The organism is Streptomyces sp. NPDC028368, assembly GCF_055565615.1.
Window position 1 is genome coordinate 469,965 of the sequence record NZ_JBVHTY010000006.1, and the last position, 17,907, is coordinate 487,871.

Annotated in this window: 18 protein-coding genes and 1 pseudogene; 11 read left to right on the forward strand and 8 right to left on the reverse strand. The window is 68.4% G+C overall.

All coding sequences use genetic code 11. The features are described 5' to 3' along the window. The first annotated feature begins 19 nt into the window (after positions 1–19). Together ACZ4S3_RS17405 and ACZ4S3_RS17410 are read left to right on the forward strand one after the other, a co-directional pair. Complete coding sequence (locus ACZ4S3_RS17405; RefSeq protein ID WP_467934140.1) at positions 20–1,336, forward strand: SUKH-4 family immunity protein; 1,317 nt, start codon at positions 20–22, stop codon at positions 1,334–1,336. Positions 1,337–1,594: 258 nt separating this feature from the next. Further along, positions 1,595–1,750, forward strand: a complete 156-nt coding sequence (locus ACZ4S3_RS17410; RefSeq protein WP_467934143.1) for a hypothetical protein — start codon at positions 1,595–1,597, stop codon at positions 1,748–1,750. A 188-nt stretch (positions 1,751–1,938) separates the two neighbouring features. Here the strand turns inward: ACZ4S3_RS17410 and ACZ4S3_RS17415 are convergent, their stop codons facing one another. From ACZ4S3_RS17415 to ACZ4S3_RS17445, 7 genes are all read right to left on the reverse strand, one after another. Next, positions 1,939–3,924 (reverse strand): SUKH-4 family immunity protein, encoded by a 1,986-nt coding sequence (locus ACZ4S3_RS17415; RefSeq protein ID WP_467934147.1) that lies wholly within the window; start codon positions 3,922–3,924, stop codon positions 1,939–1,941. A 340-nt stretch (positions 3,925–4,264) separates the two neighbouring features. Beyond that, entirely contained in the window at positions 4,265–4,537 is a 273-nt protein-coding gene (locus tag ACZ4S3_RS17420; RefSeq protein ID WP_467934151.1) for a DUF6406 domain-containing protein, read from the reverse strand. Next, positions 4,534–4,962, reverse strand: coding sequence for a hypothetical protein (locus ACZ4S3_RS17425; RefSeq protein WP_467934154.1), 429 nt, complete (start codon positions 4,960–4,962; stop codon positions 4,534–4,536). The genes ACZ4S3_RS17420 and ACZ4S3_RS17425 overlap by 4 nt, the downstream gene beginning before the upstream one ends. 278 nt (positions 4,963–5,240) lie before the next feature. Then, positions 5,241–5,552, reverse strand: coding sequence for a hypothetical protein (locus tag ACZ4S3_RS17430; RefSeq protein WP_467934157.1), 312 nt, complete (start codon positions 5,550–5,552; stop codon positions 5,241–5,243). A 233-nt stretch (positions 5,553–5,785) separates the two neighbouring features. Continuing rightward, positions 5,786–6,226, reverse strand: coding sequence for a hypothetical protein (locus tag ACZ4S3_RS17435; protein WP_467934161.1), 441 nt, complete (start codon positions 6,224–6,226; stop codon positions 5,786–5,788). A 385-nt stretch (positions 6,227–6,611) separates the two neighbouring features. Next, positions 6,612–7,043, reverse strand: a complete 432-nt coding sequence (locus tag ACZ4S3_RS17440) for a hypothetical protein (RefSeq protein ID WP_467934165.1) — start codon at positions 7,041–7,043, stop codon at positions 6,612–6,614. Between the two features lie 231 nt (positions 7,044–7,274). Next, positions 7,275–8,060 (reverse strand): IclR family transcriptional regulator, encoded by a 786-nt coding sequence (locus ACZ4S3_RS17445; protein ID WP_467934169.1) that lies wholly within the window; start codon positions 8,058–8,060, stop codon positions 7,275–7,277. A 131-nt stretch (positions 8,061–8,191) separates the two neighbouring features. On the opposite strand from ACZ4S3_RS17445, the gene ACZ4S3_RS17450 reads away from it, so the two are divergent. The 7 genes from ACZ4S3_RS17450 (at position 8,192) to ACZ4S3_RS17480 (ending at position 14,733) form a co-directional block, all read left to right on the forward strand. Continuing rightward, entirely contained in the window at positions 8,192–9,088 is an 897-nt protein-coding gene (locus tag ACZ4S3_RS17450; protein ID WP_467934172.1) for a bile acid:sodium symporter family protein, read from the forward strand. A 76-nt stretch (positions 9,089–9,164) separates the two neighbouring features. Continuing rightward, the gene (locus ACZ4S3_RS17455) at positions 9,165–9,650 is read left to right on the forward strand and encodes a metallophosphoesterase family protein (RefSeq protein WP_467934176.1); all 486 of its coding nucleotides are present in this window, start codon (positions 9,165–9,167) and stop codon (positions 9,648–9,650) included. Next, positions 9,647–11,077 (forward strand): MmgE/PrpD family protein, encoded by a 1,431-nt coding sequence (locus ACZ4S3_RS17460; RefSeq protein WP_467934180.1) that lies wholly within the window; start codon positions 9,647–9,649, stop codon positions 11,075–11,077. The genes ACZ4S3_RS17455 and ACZ4S3_RS17460 overlap by 4 nt, the downstream gene beginning before the upstream one ends. 8 nt (positions 11,078–11,085) lie before the next feature. Further along, positions 11,086–11,961, forward strand: coding sequence for an isocitrate lyase/PEP mutase family protein (locus tag ACZ4S3_RS17465; RefSeq protein ID WP_467934184.1), 876 nt, complete (start codon positions 11,086–11,088; stop codon positions 11,959–11,961). After that, positions 11,958–13,211 (forward strand): 3-isopropylmalate dehydratase large subunit, encoded by a 1,254-nt coding sequence (locus ACZ4S3_RS17470; RefSeq protein WP_467934188.1) that lies wholly within the window; start codon positions 11,958–11,960, stop codon positions 13,209–13,211. The genes ACZ4S3_RS17465 and ACZ4S3_RS17470 overlap by 4 nt, the downstream gene beginning before the upstream one ends. After that, entirely contained in the window at positions 13,208–13,771 is a 564-nt protein-coding gene (locus tag ACZ4S3_RS17475; RefSeq protein ID WP_467934193.1) for a LeuD/DmdB family oxidoreductase small subunit, read from the forward strand. The genes ACZ4S3_RS17470 and ACZ4S3_RS17475 overlap by 4 nt, the downstream gene beginning before the upstream one ends. Before the next feature lie 254 nt (positions 13,772–14,025). Beyond that, on the forward strand, positions 14,026–14,733 hold the full coding sequence (locus ACZ4S3_RS17480) for an MBL fold metallo-hydrolase (protein WP_467934197.1): 708 nt from the start codon (positions 14,026–14,028) through the stop codon (positions 14,731–14,733). Between the two features lie 499 nt (positions 14,734–15,232). On the opposite strand, the gene ACZ4S3_RS17485 is transcribed toward ACZ4S3_RS17480, so the two are convergent. Further along, on the reverse strand, positions 15,233–15,871 hold the full coding sequence (locus tag ACZ4S3_RS17485) for a TetR/AcrR family transcriptional regulator (RefSeq protein WP_467934200.1): 639 nt from the start codon (positions 15,869–15,871) through the stop codon (positions 15,233–15,235). Positions 15,872–15,980: 109 nt separating this feature from the next. On the opposite strand from ACZ4S3_RS17485, the gene ACZ4S3_RS17490 reads away from it, so the two are divergent. Together ACZ4S3_RS17490 and ACZ4S3_RS17495 are read left to right on the forward strand one after the other, a co-directional pair. Beyond that, the gene (locus tag ACZ4S3_RS17490) at positions 15,981–17,429 is read left to right on the forward strand and encodes an amidase (RefSeq protein ID WP_467934204.1); all 1,449 of its coding nucleotides are present in this window, start codon (positions 15,981–15,983) and stop codon (positions 17,427–17,429) included. A 217-nt stretch (positions 17,430–17,646) separates the two neighbouring features. Next, positions 17,647–17,907 (forward strand): annotated as a pseudogene (locus tag ACZ4S3_RS17495) (DNA-directed RNA polymerase subunit alpha); the annotation flags it as partial.

Here is a 17,907-nt window from a genome sequence, read left to right on the forward strand (position 1 = left end):
AGACTCGAAGGGAGATCCCGTGATCAGCCAGGAGCAGGCGCTCGCGACCGCCGAGGGGTGGCTCAACCCCGAGGGACAGGAGCGCCGTGAGGTGCGGATGCAGGAGTTCGATCTGGGCTGGGTGGTGTGGGCCGCGGCCCCGCCGATCGAGCGTGACCCGGTCACGGGCAAGCGCCGGCCGCCGGCCACGATCGGCCACTCCTGCGGTGTGGTCGACCGCCGCACCGGCGAGCTGAGCACCTGGCCGTCCGTGCCGGTCGAGGAGGTCGTGCGGATGTATCAGCAAAAGCACGGCGGCGGCCAGGAGGCCGCGCCGCCCGCGCAGCCGCCGGTCACCGGCCCCGGCAACACCACGGTCATCACCTACGTCGACCCGCGCACCGGCGAGGAGACGAGCCTCGTCAAGAACTCCGCCCCCGGTGAGCCGCACTCCGAGTACCAGGCCATGCTGGAGATCGACGACCTCGGCGTCCCCGCGCAGAACGTGATCGCGATCCACACAGACCTCAGCTCCAGCCGGCTCCCCGGTGGATACCCGGGCCTGCTGATCGGCCGTCGTTTCACCAACGCCAAGTTCACCTGCACGCAGGAGTACGGCCTGCGGGGCGAGGAGCGCGCCGAGGCGATCGCCGGGCTGATCCAGCACGTCGAGCAGATGCACCGGATCGCGGGACAGCAGCCGCCGCCCCGGCCGCACCGGGCGCCGGTGCCGACCGACGTCGAGCCGGCCGATCCGCTCCGCGACGTTGCCCTGGGCCGCGAGCTGACGGATGCCGTCGGCGCCGACGACGTACGCCGCTACGACGCCGACGACGTGGCGGGCACTCCGCTCCCCGAGGCCGCCAAGGCCACGCTGACCTGGGCCGGGCTTCCCGACATCCCGTTCTTCTTCACGGCCGACAGCCCGGAGGAAGGGCTTCCGGCCGGCCTGTTCGGCAATGCCGCCGCGCATCTGCGCGAGGTCGGCTCACGGGCGAGCGACGACGCCCTGGCATTCCTGGAGGGTCACCTCAGGATCGGCACCGACGGGGTCGCTCTGATCACCGTCCAGTGCACGGGGTCCGATCGGGAGGGTGAGCCGGTCGGCCAGCTCTGGGCCGTCACTCCGGAAAGCGGCGCGGGCCGCCGCGTCAACGCCTCGGTGTCCGCCTTCGCCCGCTCCCTCGCGCTCCTGCACACCACGCGCGAGGAAATGATCGTGCTCGACCCGATCATGGCGGGCGGCGCCGTCGCCGACTTCCAGGAGCAACTCGTCGCCATCGACGCATCGGCCCTGGACGACCCGAGGAACTGGTGGTCGGTGATCGTCGAGCAGATGTGGCACGGGTTGTTCTGATCGACCCCCATCGCCTGGAGGATGCGAAGTGAGTGGTGCCGACACGGTGGGTCTTTGGCACGGGATTCAGCGACTTCACGAGAACGCCTGCTTCTCGGTGAATGACATCTACAGGGAGTCCGACGCCTCGGTCAGGGTTCGGCTCGTGACCGAGGCCACCGAGGAGCGGACCCGCATCCTCCTAAGGTCCTGGGCGCCTGGCTGGACCGCCAACGCGAACGCCTGCGCACAGGCCTCGACCTGAATGGCAATGGTCTCGTGCGTGTGATCGCCCCCTTCGTTCACATCGGCGGGGTCGTCGACGAGCTGCTCAAGGACGAGGGGGCGGCACGGGAGTTCGCGGCCGTGGACGTGGTCGTGCTGATCCTGGCCGCCCTTCCGGCCGAGGCCGACCGGCGGCGGTCGAGGCGCTGATGGCCACGATGCGGCCCCAGGACCTGATCGGCACCAGGCCCATGCCGGATCTGCGCACACGGATCGATGAGACCTTCCCCGACCTGTCCGATGCGCAGGCCGCCCGGGCCTGGAAGGCGCTCCAGACGGGGGTCAACTGCCAGGAGGGGCTGAGGCGCCTGGTCGCGAGCTTCTCCGACCGATCGGCGTCACTCGTTGTGGAGTACGTATGCCCAGGCGGGCTGTCTGCCGCCCTGCTCCTCGACATCGGCCAGCTCCCCGAGGACCCAGTACGGGAGCTGCCCCCGTTCGGCGACCGGGGGCAGAATGCTCCGGGTGCGCAGCCCTGTGACCCACAGCACCACCATGGTGAGGAAGCTGTCGAGGCTGTGCGCGGCGGGAAGAGCGGCGAGATACTCCTCGTCGGGCCCGGTCGGGACGCGCAGGATGTGTCCGGTGGGGCCGTCGATGACGAGCTTGGCGCCCATCCACTTGCCGATCTGGAAAAAGGGACCGGTTTCGGCAACGGGCTCGATCCCTTCGGGCCAGGAGGGCAGTTCGTCGAGAACGTCGGACTCCCAGTCCCCGCAGGGGAAGATCCCCATGCCTCCTTCGTCCCACATGTACGGCAGCCCGAACTCCAGAAGAAGTTCGCGCGTCGCCCCGTGGGTGAGGCCATCCGGGAGATCCTCGGCCTCGATGGGAAAGATGTCGTCCTCGCCGAACAGATCGATGAGGTCCTCGCGACTCGGAGCCGGCGCATCGAGCGGACTGCTCAGGCCCGCGTCCGCGTAACTATCGCTCAGGGGCTGCTGCCGCGCGCCGAAATCGGAGATGTCCACGCCCTGCGCGGGCTGAAGGGCGATCAGTCCCAAATCGCCGCCGAAGACAACGACTTCATCCACGGCCAGTGGCTCGCAGGGCAGCACAAAAGCGCTGTCCCTTCGGCGGGGGGACGACGAGGCGAACAACTCTTGGACACGCTCAGGTGATGCGAAGTCGTCCCCGGGTGAGTCGGGCCAGGTGAGATCCGCACGGTTCTCCTCCGGAATCTCGTCGTTTTCCCAAGGATCTGCGACACGGTCTCCCGTTTCCGCGTCCCGGATCGAGACATACGACTGCTGTCCCCCGTCCTCCGTCCGCCGCTGCAAACCGGCGATGGCGGCTCGTCCCCGCCATCGCACTTCCGCCGTCGCGGCGAACTTTCCGGCCCGGAGAAAGCGTGCGTGATATCCACCCGGCGGGCGCCAATGTGCCCATTTGACTCGCCAGGGCAGTGCAACGCCTGAGGAGGCCACACCCGACGCGAATGCGTGATCGTCGCGCGAGAAGGCCATCAAGTGCAGCCACGAGGCCCACTCCGTCTGGCGCTGTGGCGTGACTCCCCACCCCCACAGATGAAGCGCGTCGGCGGCGGCTGTGTTTCCGGGGATGAGGAAGGTGATGCTTCGTGCCGAGTCCATGAGCGCCGTTTGCGGCAGATTGGCGATGACACGTCCGTCCCGAAGGACTTCGTCGTACGTTTCCGCCTGTACGGCGTGCATGGCGAGCCCGGTGGCGGCGTACAGGCCGACGGCACCGCGCCTGGCCCACCCCTCGGGGTGGCGAAAACCCGGAGCCGAGCCCCTCAGCCAAGCAACCACATGCCTATGGACACGGGAGAGGAGTTCGGCAGATTCGATCTCTCGACGCAAGGTCTCGGCCAGGTTCTCGTCGACAAAGGAAACCCCGAGAGGTCCGAGCCGAACAATTCCGGGCTCTTCCCTTGCGAATTCGGTGAGTTCGTCTTCGGATGCCTCTTCACCGCTCAGCCCGGCGACAAGTTGGGCCCAGACGGGAAGCGGTACGAAGCGGGGCTCGGCCAGTGCCAACGCCCGCACGGCAACGGACTCTGTTACCGCCGGCAGAGGTTCGACGGCCGTCGCGGACAGCCGAAACACCGCCCTGGGATCAACGCGGGCCGGAAGCAACTCGGGAACCACATGGGCCACTACGGCCAATTGGCCACGCGCCAGCCACGGAAGAGTCTGGGCCACCAGCCGCTCGGGCTCGTACGACCGCCGTGTCGGCCCGGCACGATGGGCGTTGACGACCAGCAGCAACCGCTCCTCGGGCCACGAGCCGAGCGCGAAACGCCAGTCGTCCCGCTTGTCCGCGGAGAGGTCGACTCCCAGCGCCGTAAGGGCCTGCTGCATGACCTGCTCAGCGGTGAGACCGGTGGCGTCGACGACAACACTGCCGGGCACCTGCTCGTGTATCTCTCGCATGACGGCCGAGGCGTCATGGCCGGTCGCAGGGACAAGAAAGGCCACTTGGCCGCTGTGCCCACCCTCACGCCACCATGCGCCGATGCGACCGACGACCTCTTCCTCGGGGATTCCGGGGGTGTCGGTGGTTGGCTCGGGCATGGTCCTCCTCAGTTGCGCGATGACTTCTCGACCCTACGCGTGGCCGCGTGTGAAGGAACGGCCCTGGCTATTGCTGTCGCATGACCCCGGCAGGCGGTGTGGCCTGAAGCTGCGGGCGGTCGCGGTCTCAGGCTGGGGCAGGCGCGACGCGGCGCAGCACCACGGTCCAGTCGTCCTCGCTCGGCCAACCCGTCAAGTCGGCGAGCTGCCATGTCTCGTCGCCCACGGGGAAGGTCTCACCAACGCGGAGGGTGTGATCCTGCTCCTCGGCGGCGAAGGTCGCGAGCCGAACCCTGATCGAGGCGTCGGACTCTCTGTAGATGTCCATCACTAGGAACCTCGCGTTCTCGGACTTCCGCTGAATCCCGTGCCAGAGATGAATCGTGTCGGCCCTACTCACTTCTCATCCTCCAAAGACGCGCACTGGTTGCTGCAGTATTTCATGAATTCCTTGATGGTCAGCGGCTGGGGATGTTTCCAGTTATGCGGATTGCGCAACTGAATCAGGCCCTTGTCGTCGACCGAGACGATCTCGTAGGCGTGGGAGCTCAGGAGGTCCTTCTCGATATCGTTCTCCACACCCTTGCCCCTGGGGCGGGTGCCGATAACGACCGGCCTGCCGCTTTCCGTGAGCTCCCGCAGGTGGGCCAGGACTTGCTTTTCCGGGCTGCGGCCGTGCATATCGGCCTGGAGGGCCTCCACATCAGCGGCGAACTGGCGCCAGGTGTTGGCGCACTCCATCATCTTGTCTTCGTTGCCTGTGGGCCAGTCGAAGCCACACATCTCGAGAACCCACTCAAGTGCGTTCGGCAGCATCAAAGCCATGACGAAGGCCCCCGTTGTCGCCCATGTAGTTCGTGTCGTCCCGGCCCTGTGGGCCGACCGACCCCATCCGCCTCACCGCCGGCGGAAGGGCCCTGCTTCTCTGCTGCTGCCGGAGGCGCCATTCGGAGCCTCGTGAGTGCTCAACCGGCTTGCGTCGGCGCAGAGCCATGCCCATGCCAGAGCCTAACCAACGGCCCTTTTGATCCCTCAACTCTGTTGTGTCACAGCGCTGTAGCAGACATCCGGACCAAAGCCGTCCCAGCCCTCAGGCGGCAGCCCTAGCCATTGGGCCGGCGCAGGCTGCGGTACAGCTCGATCGCGGAGTCCGGCGGAAAGTTGGGGACATAGGTGACGGCTCCGTCGCTTTTGGAGATCACCATGTGACTGCCACCCAACGGCGCCTGAGTGCCGGGCGGCGGTGGGGGCATGACGGCGTGGACGAGGAAGCCGATGTCGAACTCCGCCACGTACAACGGCGCCGGGTTTCCTTCCAGATCCAGTACTTCGAATCGGGCGCGAGCGGCAGCCAATGCCTCTTCGGCAGTGGCGGGGATGGGCTGTACCGGTTCCGGCGCGTCGGGATGCGACACGGACTCTCTCCTATCAGTGAAGGGGCGGCTGTGGGTCAGGCGCGGTCATGCGGTTGAACTCGGGCTTGGTGCGGGGCAGTTGGCCGTCGAACGTCGAACGTCGAGCCGGAGCCGAGCCGACGCCGAAACCGATACGGCGCAACCACTCGACCCTGGCTGCCGCGACCGTGCTGCTGTGGCGGCCCCGCAACCTCGCTGTACGGTCGCCACACGCCCCCGTGGTGCGGGCCGTGTCACTTGCTCGTGGACTTCAAAATCCGCACCTCGCCGCCGAACTGGTTCTCCGGCTTCTGCTCCTTGATCAGAGCTTCGTTGAAGTCCTCGTTCTCCTCGTGGTTCTTCGCCATCCGCTCCAACGCCTTGCCGATTTCGTTGAGCTTGGTGGCAAGGTGCTCCATCGAGTCCGTCATGCCGTCGCGCAGGCCTTCGTAGACCACGCCGAACTTCTCGCCGAGCTCGTCGTCACCCCACGGTGGGGTGCCTTCCTTGTCGCTGAAGGTGGTCAGGCCCTTCCAGGCGTCCTGGGCGACACTCGAGAACGTCGTCTTCTTCGGCGCTTCGCCTCCGCCGCCTCCACCGTCACCCTGCGCGGCCAGGCCGTTCTTCAGCTTGGTGGTCGCCTGGTAGAAATCCCTGCCGATCTCGGAGAAGTTCTTCCCCTCGACCTTCAACATCTCCGGATTGCTCTTGAACCCGTCGCCCGTGACTGCGCCCCCGTTCACCAACCGGCGTCATCGAGCTGCCGGTTCACGTCCATTTCAAGTTTGTGCCAGCGTACCCAGAGGTACTGACAAGCCCTCAACCCCTGGGTGTCACAGTGCTGTCTCCGGGAGCATCCGGCCGATACACCTTCCGAGACAAAGCGATCGCCGTGTTCGGGGTAGCCGATGTCGAACTCGCGCACCCGCAACGGCGTCTGGGTGCCGTCAGGCCCGGCAGGACCGAAGAAGGGACGGGCCATTTCGAGGGTCTCCCCATCGTTCGCCGGTAGGCGGTGCGCCGGCGAGACGGCCCGAGCCTCCGTGGGCACGGGCCCTTGGTCCGTATCCGGCCCGGGGCTCAACCCCGGTGTCCACCCCGCCCCCGCTTCTTCGGCTCCGTGACCAGGTTGGTCGAAGGACCGTCGCGCTCGGCGCGCTCCTTCTGCTCTTCCTCATCCCGCTTGCGCTCCCACTGCTCGCGCTTCTCGCGCTCGGCCTCGCGGTCCTCCATGGTCTGCGACTCGGCGGCGCGGCGGATCTCGGTCATGCGGTCGCCCAGCGCGTCCATGTAGCGCTCGTTCTTGAAGGCGTCGGTCACTCCCATACGTCCCGACAGAATGCCCTGGGCCATCTCCTGGAGCGGTCCGCTCATATTGGGGTTGTTGGCCAGCGTGCCCAGCGCCTTATGGAGGCTGTGAGCCTGCTCTGGGTCCTGCGCGACGTCCATCAGCTCGGAGTCGTCGATCTCCCGCTCGCCCGGTCCCGGTCCGCTTCCCGGCCTGTTGGTCATGAGAACCCCCATCGATCCCGGAGGGCCCTTCGCGCGCACCGAACGCGGCTTTCGCACTCGCTACAGCCTGCTACAACTGTTGAAGAGCTTATCCAGCCAATCGTTTGGACCGTCAACCCGGGCGCATCCGCGCACCGCTCGCCGCGTTCCCGCACCTCTCCCGTCCCAAGCCCGCGTCCCCACAGGCGTGGCGCAGCTTGCCGGCCGCCCAGCCCTGCGGTGTCGCGATGGCTAGAGCTCTTGAACGGTGACGTCCAGGGCGCTGAGCCGACCGCGGGAGTGGGGGCCGAGCAGGGCGGCCAGGCGTGGTGCCAGTTCGTGGCGGGCTGCGTGCATGAGCCCGCTGAACAGGCTCATTCTCGTCTCGGTCAGCTGTTCCTCCAGCGAGGCGACGGTCAGTGATCCGAGCGGCGTGCCGTCCGTGGGGTCCAGGAGTGCGACGGCGATGCCCCATACGCCCGGGTGGTTCTCGCCGAAGGAGAGGGCGTGGCCCTGTTCGCGAATCCGGCTCAGCGTCTCCCGGCTGGGGTACTGCTCGGTGGCGGGTTGGGCGGTCAAGATCGCTTCCTGCTGCTCGGCCGGCAGGTGCGCCAGGATGACCAGTCCGCCACAGCCGGAGGTGAGGGGGGCTCGTTCCCCCAAGGCCACCGTTTCGCGTAGGGGGCTGTTCGGTTTGGGGATGCCGGCCACCAGGACCCGGTGGTCGCCGCTGCGTAGGTGCATCGCTGCCGATTCGGCGGTGGTGGCGGCGAGCCGGGCGACGACCGGCTGGACGACCCGCAGGAGGGTTGGGCGGGGTCCCAGAAGGAAGGACAGGGCTACGGCCCGGCTCCCGAGGCGATAGCCGTTGCGGCCGAGGTGGTCGACGTATCCGTCCTCTTCCAGCAACTTCAGGATCCGGAAGGTCTGGGACTGCGACAGCCCCACACGCGCGGCGACGGCCCGCAGACTCACGGGCTGCTCCATGCCCGACATCGACTCCAGGATGCGCAGTCCGCGCATCGGCCCTTCTGCCATGCGGTGACGCTAGGACCGTACTTGCGTGTGATGCAAGTTGCGTGGACGCGGTTCGCGCAGCTGGGAGGAAATAAGGGCGTCACACGAGAAGACGATGTCGTGCACATCGACCAAACCGAGGAGTCGGGCCGATGAACCTGGTGACACTGGGCCTGCCGGCCGCTCTCGGCGTGATCATGCTGGGAATCGGCCTCACCCTCACCCCGGCCGACTTCCGGCGTATCGGGCGGCATCCCAAGGCGGTAGGGGTGGCCCTGGTGGTGCAGCTGGTTCTGCTGCCGCTGGTCTGCTTCGGTCTGGTGCACCTCTTCCGGCCGGCCCCCGTTCTCGCGGTCGGGATGATGCTGCTGGCGGCGTGTCCCGGCGGCCCGAAAGCCAACGTACTCAGTCACGTCTTCGGCGGGGATGTCGTCCTGAACATCTCCCTCACCGCGATCAACTCGGTCATCGCCGCCTTCACGCTGCCGGTCAGCTACACCTTTGCCGCGCACGTGTTCACGCCAGGCGCTGCGGGCCTCGGTCTGCAGTTCGGCAAGGTCCTGGAGGTTTTTGCCGAGGTCCTGGTGCCAGTGGCGGTCGGAATGGCGGTGCGCCGTCTGCGGCCCGCTGTGGCCCGGGCGGTGGTCCGGGCGGTGCGGGTCGGTTCGGTCGTCCTGCTGGTGGTCGTCATCCTCGCAGCCGTCGTGCAGAACCTTGACTTGTTGTCGAAGCACGTGAGTGACCTCGCCGGCGTCACCCTTACCTTCGGCCTGATCAGCCTCGCCGGCGGCTTCGCCATTCCCCGGGCGTTCGGATTCACCCATGCGCAGGCCGTCGCCGCGGCCTTCGAGATCGGCGTGCACAACGCGGTGGTCGCCATCGTCATCGCCCAGGCGGTGATCGGCAGCACCGCGATGGCGCTGCCCGCCGGGGTCTACACCCTGATCATGCAGCCGCTGGCGGTGGCGTTCGGGTTCCTGCTGCGCGCTGTCGCGCGGCGGTCCGAGGCCGCCGCCACTCCTGCCCCCAGCCCCGCAGCACGGGCCTGATCTCCTCACGGCCCCTTTTTACCGGGCAGCAAGAGCCACCTCCCGTCCCACCGACGCACAGCAGAAAGAGCACACCATGGCCAGAGCGTTCCTCACCGGCGACATCAACCTGATGCACGTCGGCGACCTCGCGGTTCCGCGGCGGCAGGGCTCCGCCCTCCTGGGCGAGGCGGACGCCGTCTTCTCCTACCTTGAGTGCCTGCTGCACCGCTCGCCGCATACGCACGCCGTCGAGCATGAGGGCTTCTTCGCCGATCCCGACATCGGGGCGGCCGTCCTCAAGCAGGGCTGCATCGGCGCGGCCGGCATGGCGAACGACATCAACTACGGCGAGGAAGAGTTCCTCGGCTCGCTTTCCACCCTGGACGCGTCCGGTATCCCGCATGCGCCGCGTCTTGCTGTCCTGCCGGGACGCACCGCCTGCGAGGTGCCCATGTACCGGTACAACTCTGCGACCCACCCGGTGAACAACGACACCGGCCGCAACACGATCGTCGCCACCGTCGACTCCCCGGACAATGCCGCCGACCTCAACGCCCTCACCAAGACGGTGATCCGATGACCGGTACAACAAACAGCAAGGCGAACAGCGCCCCAGGGCCCACCGAGCATCTCTCCTCCTGGGTCGAGACCCTGACCTGGGACGCGATCCCCGCCCACGTCCAGGATCGCGCGACCGACCTCCTGCTCGACGGCATCGCCTGCGCGCTCGTCGGCGCACAACTGCCGTGGTCACGCATCGCCACGGACTCCGTCCTGGCACTCGAAGGCTTCGGCGACTGCCCCGTCATCGGCACCGGCCGTACCACGAGCGCCCCCGCCGCGGCCGTACTGAACAGCACGTTCATCCAGGGCTTCGAACTGGACGATTTCCACCCCCTGGCCCCGCTGCACAGCGCCTCACTCGTCGTCCCGGCACTGTTCTCCACCGCCTCGCTCCTCGGGCGTCCGGTCTCCGGCCGGGAACTGCTCACCGCGGCCGTCGCCGGCTTCGAGACCGGCCCACGCGTGGGGCACGCGCTGCACGGCTCCGAGATGCTCTCGCGCGGCTGGCACTCCGGTGCCGTTTTCGGCACCCTGCCTGCCGCGATGGCCGCCGGCAAGCTGCGCGCTCTGCCGGCGGACCGGCTGGAGGACGCCCTCGGCTTCGCCGCGACCCAGTCGGCCGGCCTGATGTCCGCGCAGTACGAGGCGATGGGCAAGCGCATGCAGCACGGTTTCGCCGCCCGCAACGGCTTCTACGCCGCCGGCCTGGCAGCCGGCGGGTACACCGGCATCAAGCGGGTCTTCGAGCGCGAGTACGGCGGCTTCCTCGCGGTCTACGGCGAGGGCCACGACCCGCGGCCCGACCGGATCACCAAGGGCCTCGGCCAGGACTGGGAGACCACGTTCATCATGGTCAAGTCCTACGCCGTGATGGGCGGCCTGCACGGCGCCGTCCAAGCCGCCCGGGCGCTGCGCGAACGCGTTGACCCCGCACAGATCGAGCGCATCGACCTGCGGGTGGGCAACGTGGTCTACCACCACGGATGGTGGCGCCCCGAGCGGCCGCTGACCGCGATCGGCGGTCAGATGAACATCGGCTACGCCACCGCCGTCGCGCTGCTGGACGGCACCGCGCTGCCCGAGCAGTTCACCGAGGCCCGGCTCGATGCCGACGACGTGTGGGCACTGGTGGACCGCACCCACGTGACCCTCGACCCGAAGATCGACGCGCTCCCGCTCATGGAACGCTTCAGCACCTACCTCGACATCACCCTGCGCGACGGCAGCGTGCTCTGCGAGGCCGTCATCAGCCCGCACGGCAACCCGCTCGACCCCCTCACTCGCGACGAGGTCGTCGACAAGTACCGCACCCTGACCGCACGTGTCCTCGCCCCCGACCGGCAAGCCGTGATCGAGAAGACCGTCCTTGCCCTCGCCGACGCCGACGACATCAGTCCCCTCATCGGCCTGCTGGCGCCCGCCGTTGGCCGCGTACTTGACTAGGAATTCCCATGACGACACCAGCCCGCGCGACCCTGCGACGCATGCTCGACGAAAAACAACTCGTCGTCGCACCAGGGGTCTTCGACGGTATCTCCGCCCAGCTGGCCAAGCGCACCGGCCATCACGCCGCCTACCTCACCGGCGCCGGAGTCGCTGCTTCCGGTTTCGGCTTGCCCGACATCGGCCTGGTCACCCAGACCGAGATGACCGGACGAGCGCGGATGACGGTGCGCGCTCTGGGTGACGTGCCCCTGATCGCCGACGCCGACACCGGATACGGCGCGCCGATCAACGTCACACGTACCGTCCAGGAGTACGAAGCCGCCGGCGTGGCCGCGATCCAACTGGAGGACCAGGCCTTCCCCAAGCGCTGCGGCCACCTCCCCGACAAGGAGCTGGTCACCCCCGAACAGTTCGAGCTGACCCTGCGCGCGGCGCTCGACGCCCGCACCGACGCCGGCCTGCTCGTCATCGCGCGCACCGACGCCCGCGGGCCGCTCGGCCTGGACGAGGCCATCGGCCGGGCCAATCGCTATGCCGCCGCCGGCGCCGACGTCATCTTCATCGAAGCCCCCCAGGACGCCGCGGAGATCGAACGCATCGCCGCCGAGGTCCAGGCGCCGCTGCTCCTCAACCTCGTCATCGGCGGCCTCACGCCGCTGGAGTCCGCCGAGCGGCTGCGGGAACTTGGCTACGCCATCGCCATCCACCCCTCCGCGCTGCTCGCCCACGCGACCCTCGGCATGCTCTCGTCGCTGTGCGAGCTGAACGGCAAGGAAGTGGGCCCCTTCCTGCCGGACGGACCCGAGGACTTCTTCAACCTGGTCGGCATGGCCGAGTGGTGCGAGATCGGCGAGCGCTACCGCACGGAGGCACAGGCATGAGCACCGGCATGACGATGATCGAGAAGATCCTGGCCCGCAAGGCCGGGCTGGCACAAGCGCACGCCGGCGACACAGTGACCGTGGACGTCGATATGACCGTGCTCATCGACCTCCAATTCGCCACCATGTGGATCCCGCCCACGCGGATCCACGACCCCGACAAGACCGCGATCGTGATGGACCACGCCGTGCCGGCCCCGACCCTGAAAGACGCCACCGGTGGCCCGCTGGCCCGCACCTTCGCCGCCGACTTCGGCATCAAGAAGTTCTACGACGTCGGCCGGCACGGCATCTGCCACCAGGTCATCGCCGAGAACGGCCTCGCCAGACCCGGCGAGATCCTCGCGTGCACCGACTCCCACACCTGCGCCGGCGGCGCCTTCAACACCGCCGCCCGCGGCCTCGGCCCGGCGGAGGTCTACTCGATCCTGTGCACCGGCACCACCTGGTTCCAGATCGCCCCCACCGTCCGCTACGAACTCGTGGGCACCCGGCCGGACACCGTCAGCGGCAAGGACATCTTCCTGCACATCGCCCACCAGTACGGCGACGCCACCAACCAGAACCTCGAATACGGCGGCCCAGGTCTGGCCGGCATCCCCCTCAACGACCGCCGCACCATAGCCACCCAGGGCGCCGAAATCTCCGCGGACTTCAGCACCTTCGGCGTCGACGACCTCCTCGCCGGCCACCTCGCCGAGCAAGGCGTCACCGGCTACCAGGCAGCCGACGCCGACCCCGACGCGAGCTACCTCGACGTGCGCACCATCGACCTGTCCACGCTCCAGCCCTACGTCGCCCGCCCCGGAACCGTCAGCCGCAACGGCGTACCCGTCTCCCAGATCGAGCCCCGCAGGATCGACCAGGCCTTCATCGGCTCGTGCGCCAACGGCCAGCTCGAAGACCTGCGCATCGCCGCCTCCATCCTGCGCGGCAGGCAGGTCGCCCCCGGCGTGCGACTGCTGGTCACCCCCGCCTCCCAGCAGGTCTACCGCGACGCGATGCGCGCCGGCTACCTCCAGGACCTCGCCGACGCCGGAGCCGTCGTCACGAACTCCACCTGCGGCGCCTGCTTCGGCTACCACATGGGTGTCATCGGCCCCGGAGAGGTCTGCATCACCTCCAGCACCCGCAACTTCACCGGCCGCATGGGCAGCACCGAAGCCGAGATCTACATGGCCTCGCCCGCCACCGTGGCAGCCTCCGCCGTCGCCGGTCTCATCACCGACCCGAGGAACGTGAACTCATGACCGGCCTCACCGTCACCGGACGGGTCTGGGTGTTCGGGGACTCCCTGAACACCGACGCCATGTACCCGGCACACGCCATGAAACTGGACGTCTCCGAAGCAGCGAAGCACGTCTTCCACGCCGTGCGACCCGGCTGGACCGACCAGGTCTCTCCCGGCGACATCGTCGTGGCGGGCAAGAACTTCGGAGTCGGCTCCTCGCGCCCCGTCGCCGCGCTCTTCAACCAGCTCGGGGTCGCCGCCCTGGTGGCCGAGGAGTTCAACTCACTGTTCTTCCGCAACGCGGTGAACGCCGGACTGCCGGCCATGACCATCCCGGACGCCACCCAGCTGTTCCACGACGGGGACACCGCCGGCCTCGACTTCCCGGCCGGCACATGGAGCAACCAGACCACAGGCACCACCGGCCAGGTTCAGCCCCTCGCTCCCCTTGTTCTGGAAATCCTGGCCGGCGGCGGCGTACTGCCCAGGCTCGCCGAACAGGGTTTCCTCCCCCCTGAACTCGCCGACACCCTGCGCTCGCCCGCACTCCAGGCCCAAGCCGCAGGCAGTGGTGCCTGACAGAGACAGACCGAGCAGCAGCCCGGGGCGATGCGGATGCGAGCACCTCCGGCACTTCACTCCATCAATCAGCGCCCCGTCGCTGTGACTTGCAGGGGCACACAGTGCCAGTGGGCCCCTGCAACTGCTCCGGCAGCCTCAACCAGCCCAGCCCACTCCAGCCCGGAGCCCCGAAGAGCCGGTTCACCGCCCGGGCGCCCGCGTCGGACGCAGCGACCTCGACACCGTAACCTTCCGCTATTCCAGGAACCCCCATGACCTTCCTTGCCCCCGGCGTCCTGCGCGTCGCCACCACCAAGCGCGACAACGCCTTCCTCGTAGACGGCGACGACGGCCTCACACTGGTCGACGTCGGCTGGAGCAGCGCCCCGAAGAAGCTGCTCGACGTCGTCGCCGAGCGCCGCCTCAAACCCACCGACGTCAAACGGATCGTGCTCACCCACGCCCACCCCGACCACGTCCAAGGAGCCTCAGAATTGCGGCGCTTGACAGGAGCGCAGGTTGTCATCCACCGCGACGATGCCGACTGGCTGCCGGTCGGCCGCGTCCCCGCACACGGCCGCTCCGGCGCCCTGGGGCGCATCATCGACCGGCTACCCAAGCTGCACTGGACGCCCTTCACCGCGGACCGGACGGTGACCGACGGAGAGCTGATCGACGGATCGGACGGCCTGCGGGTCATCCATACCCCGGGCCACAGTCCCGGCCACATCGCGCTCCACCATGAGCCCAGCAGCACCATCCTGGTCGGGGACGCAGTCTTCCACCGCGGCGAACTCGCCTTGGGGCCGGCCGCGCTGGCCGCTGACCCGAGCCTGCGCGTAGAAAGCCTCACCCGCGTACCCGCCGATATCCGAGCGGTTGGCTTCGCACACGGCGCACCTCTGAAGCACGCAGGCGTCGACGCCTTCCAGGAGTTCCTGGCCCGGCTTCGCCAACCCCCCGCGACGACAACCTCCTGACCGATCTGAACTGGGAGCGGCGATCTTGGACCGCAAAGTGGACAGAGGCCTTTGGACAGCTATTTCCCAGCCGGCGTTCGATCTCACTGGGCGCACATCTCAGTTGCTGCCCTACGCGAAAGCTGGGTATCTCCTCCTTCTCGTGGTTGTCGTCTACCCATGAGACGGGCTTTCCGGGAACGTCAGCCAGGGTCGGCACGGTCCACATCGGTCCGTCGTGGCCGGCCTCCGTGGACGAGACGACGAGGAGGCAGGAGTAACGGACAGTGAAGGATGAACGTGTTCACCCCGGTGGGCTGCCGGTGAACCCAGCTGCCGGCGCCTGAAGCCGGCACCGATCCAGCACGACGCCCCCGAACGGGCGCTCAACCGGGGAAGCGGGTCCGACGCGCGGACAGATGTATCCCGGCCCCGGGGACGAGGCCGGGGCAGCCGGGGACGGGCGGCTTGGCGGAGTCGGCGTCATGAGGGCGGTGGCCATAGCTGCGGTGGCGCCCCCTCAGAGCCGTCCGTCGAGAATCGCGGTGACCATGGACAGCAGCCGTTCACCGGCCTGCTCGACGCTCCCGTTCTGAGCACTTACCTGGGCGCCTTCCAGCGCGAAGGTGACCGCGGCCGCCGCCCCCGCGGGATCAGGCGTCCCGGCCCGCGCGCACAGGTCGGTGATACGCCGCACCTGGCCCGTCTTGTGGTCCTCGATCAGCCGGCGTGCGGGGTGCTCGCGGTCGGGCAGGGCGGCGATGGTGTTGACGAACGGACAGCCGCGGTAGGAGATATCGGAGAGCCCGTCGGCGAAATACCGTGTGACGTCCAGGATTTGCGCTCGAGGGTCGTCCGGGTGGGCGCGCGCCGCCTGGTCGAGCACCGCGGTGTAGCCGGCGGCGACGATCTGCAGCCACTCCAGGATCAGGGTGTCCTTCGAGGTGAAGTGCCGGTAGAGCGCCATCTTGGTCGTCCGGGCGTGGTCAGCGATCGCCTGGATGCCAACGGCACTGATTCCCTCGCGTGCGAAGAGCTGCTCCGCCGCGTCAAGAATCCTTTCGCGCGGGGGCAGTTCGGCGATCCGTCGCTCGCGGCCCGGCTTCACCTCGCCGACCGTCCCGTTTCCAGCGGCGGGCGGCTGCTGCCTGCTCGACATGGCCATCGACCCTCCTTGATCCCGTGCCACGTTACCACTCAGTCCCCTATGATACCGATCGGTATCGCATGGGACTGTTCGTTATCGCCAAGGGCTGGGGAGCAGCAGGATGGATCTTTCGGAGTACGTGAGCTACGACGCGACCGGGCTCGCGGAACTCGTCGCCCGCAGGGAGGTCACCGCGGCGGAACTCGCCGAGGCGGCGCGGCGGGCGATCGAGGCGGTCAACCCCGTGCTGAACGCGGTGGTGGAGAGCTGGCCGGCCGAGGACGCTCCCGCCACCGGAAGCGCACCGCTGCACGGAGTGCCGTTCCTGATCAAGGATCTCGCCATCGCGATGGCGGGCAAGCGCACGGAACTGGGCAGCCGCCTCGCCGCGGGCCATGTAGCCCGTGCGGACTCCTCGCTCATGCGGCGCATACGCCGGGCCGGACTGGTGACGCTGGGACGCACCGCCACCCCGGAGTTCGCCTACAGCACGACCACCGAGAGTGTCCTGTACGGGCCCACGCGCAATCCGTGGGATCCCTCCCGCACGCCTGGCGGTTCCAGCGGAGGATCCGCCGCCGCGGTGGCATCGGGGATGGTGCCGATGGCGCACGCCACCGACGCGGCGGGATCCATCCGGGTGCCGGCCGCCAGCACCGGCCTGTTCGGACTCAAGCCCACCCGCGGCCGGGTGACGATGGGGCCCGACACCGACGAGGTGTTCAACGGCCTCGCCGTGCACGGGGCGCTCAGCCGCTCCGTCCGCGACAGCGCTCTGCTGCTGGATCTCGTCCAGGGCGCGGAGGCCGGCGACCCCTACTCCGCCATACCGCCCGAGCGCCGCTACACGCAGGAGGCCGACCGCGCCCCGGGCCGGCTCCGCATCGCCGTGCTCACCACCCCCTGGAGTGGCCGAACCGTGGATGCGCCGACCGCGGCGGCGACGACGCGGACCGCGCAGCTGGCAGAGTCGCTGGGCCACCATGTGGAGAGCGCCGAAGTGCGGCTGGGTGTGGACTGGGAGGGCTTCGTCCTGGCCAACGCCCGGATCTGGAGTGCCAACCTGGTCACCTGGATCGACGACTTCGCCGCGGCCTTCGACCGGCCCGTGGACGCCTCCACTGTCGAGCCGGAGATGCTCGCCTCCTACGACTACGGACGCCGGGTGACGGCAGACCAGTTCGTGCGGGCACTCGCCGTCCGCAACAGCGTGGCCCGCCAACTGGCCCTATTCTTCACTGTTCATGACATCCTGCTGACCCCGACCCTGCCGGAACTGCCCGTAGCGCTCGGTACCTACACGCAGGGCCTGAAGGAAACCGACGGCCGCTCCTGGTTGGCTCACCTCTTCCACCGCTCACCCTTCACCGCGGCATTCAACGTGGCGGGCACCCCCGCCATGTCCGTTCCTGTGGAAAACGATCCGGCCACCGGAATGCCGATCGGCATGCAGTTCGCCGCCGCCTACGGCAGAGAGGACATCCTCTTCCGGCTCGCGGGCCAGTTGGAACGCGCACGCCCGTGGGCCGGGCGCCTCCCCGAGGTGTGGGCCGGAAGCGTACGAGCCTGACGGCACGACGCCCGGAGAGCCGGTGCGTGCGGTCTCCGTGTTTCAAGGTGTCCAGCCGGAAGGCGAGCTGGGCAGCTGGGCCCGTCGATTGGCCGGGAGACGGGGCGGAGTCGGGCGGTTCGGCTTCTTCGGAGGCCGTATCGCCCGTATCGCCCGTACCCTTCGTGGTGTCTACGGCGTCACATAGCGGGCGCCAAACCACTGGAGGCAACACCTCGTGCTGATTGCTCAGCGTCCGTCCCTGACCGAAGAGGTCGTCGACGAGTTCCGCTCCCGGTTCGTGATCGAGCCGCTGGAGCCGGGCTTCGGATACACCCTCGGCAACTCCCTGCGTCGTACGCTCCTCTCCTCGATCCCGGGTGCGGCTGTCACCAGCATCCGGGTCGACGGTGTCCTGCACGAGTTCACCACCGTGCCGGGCGTCAAGGAAGACGTCACCGACCTGATCCTCAACATCAAGCAGCTGGTCGTGTCCTCC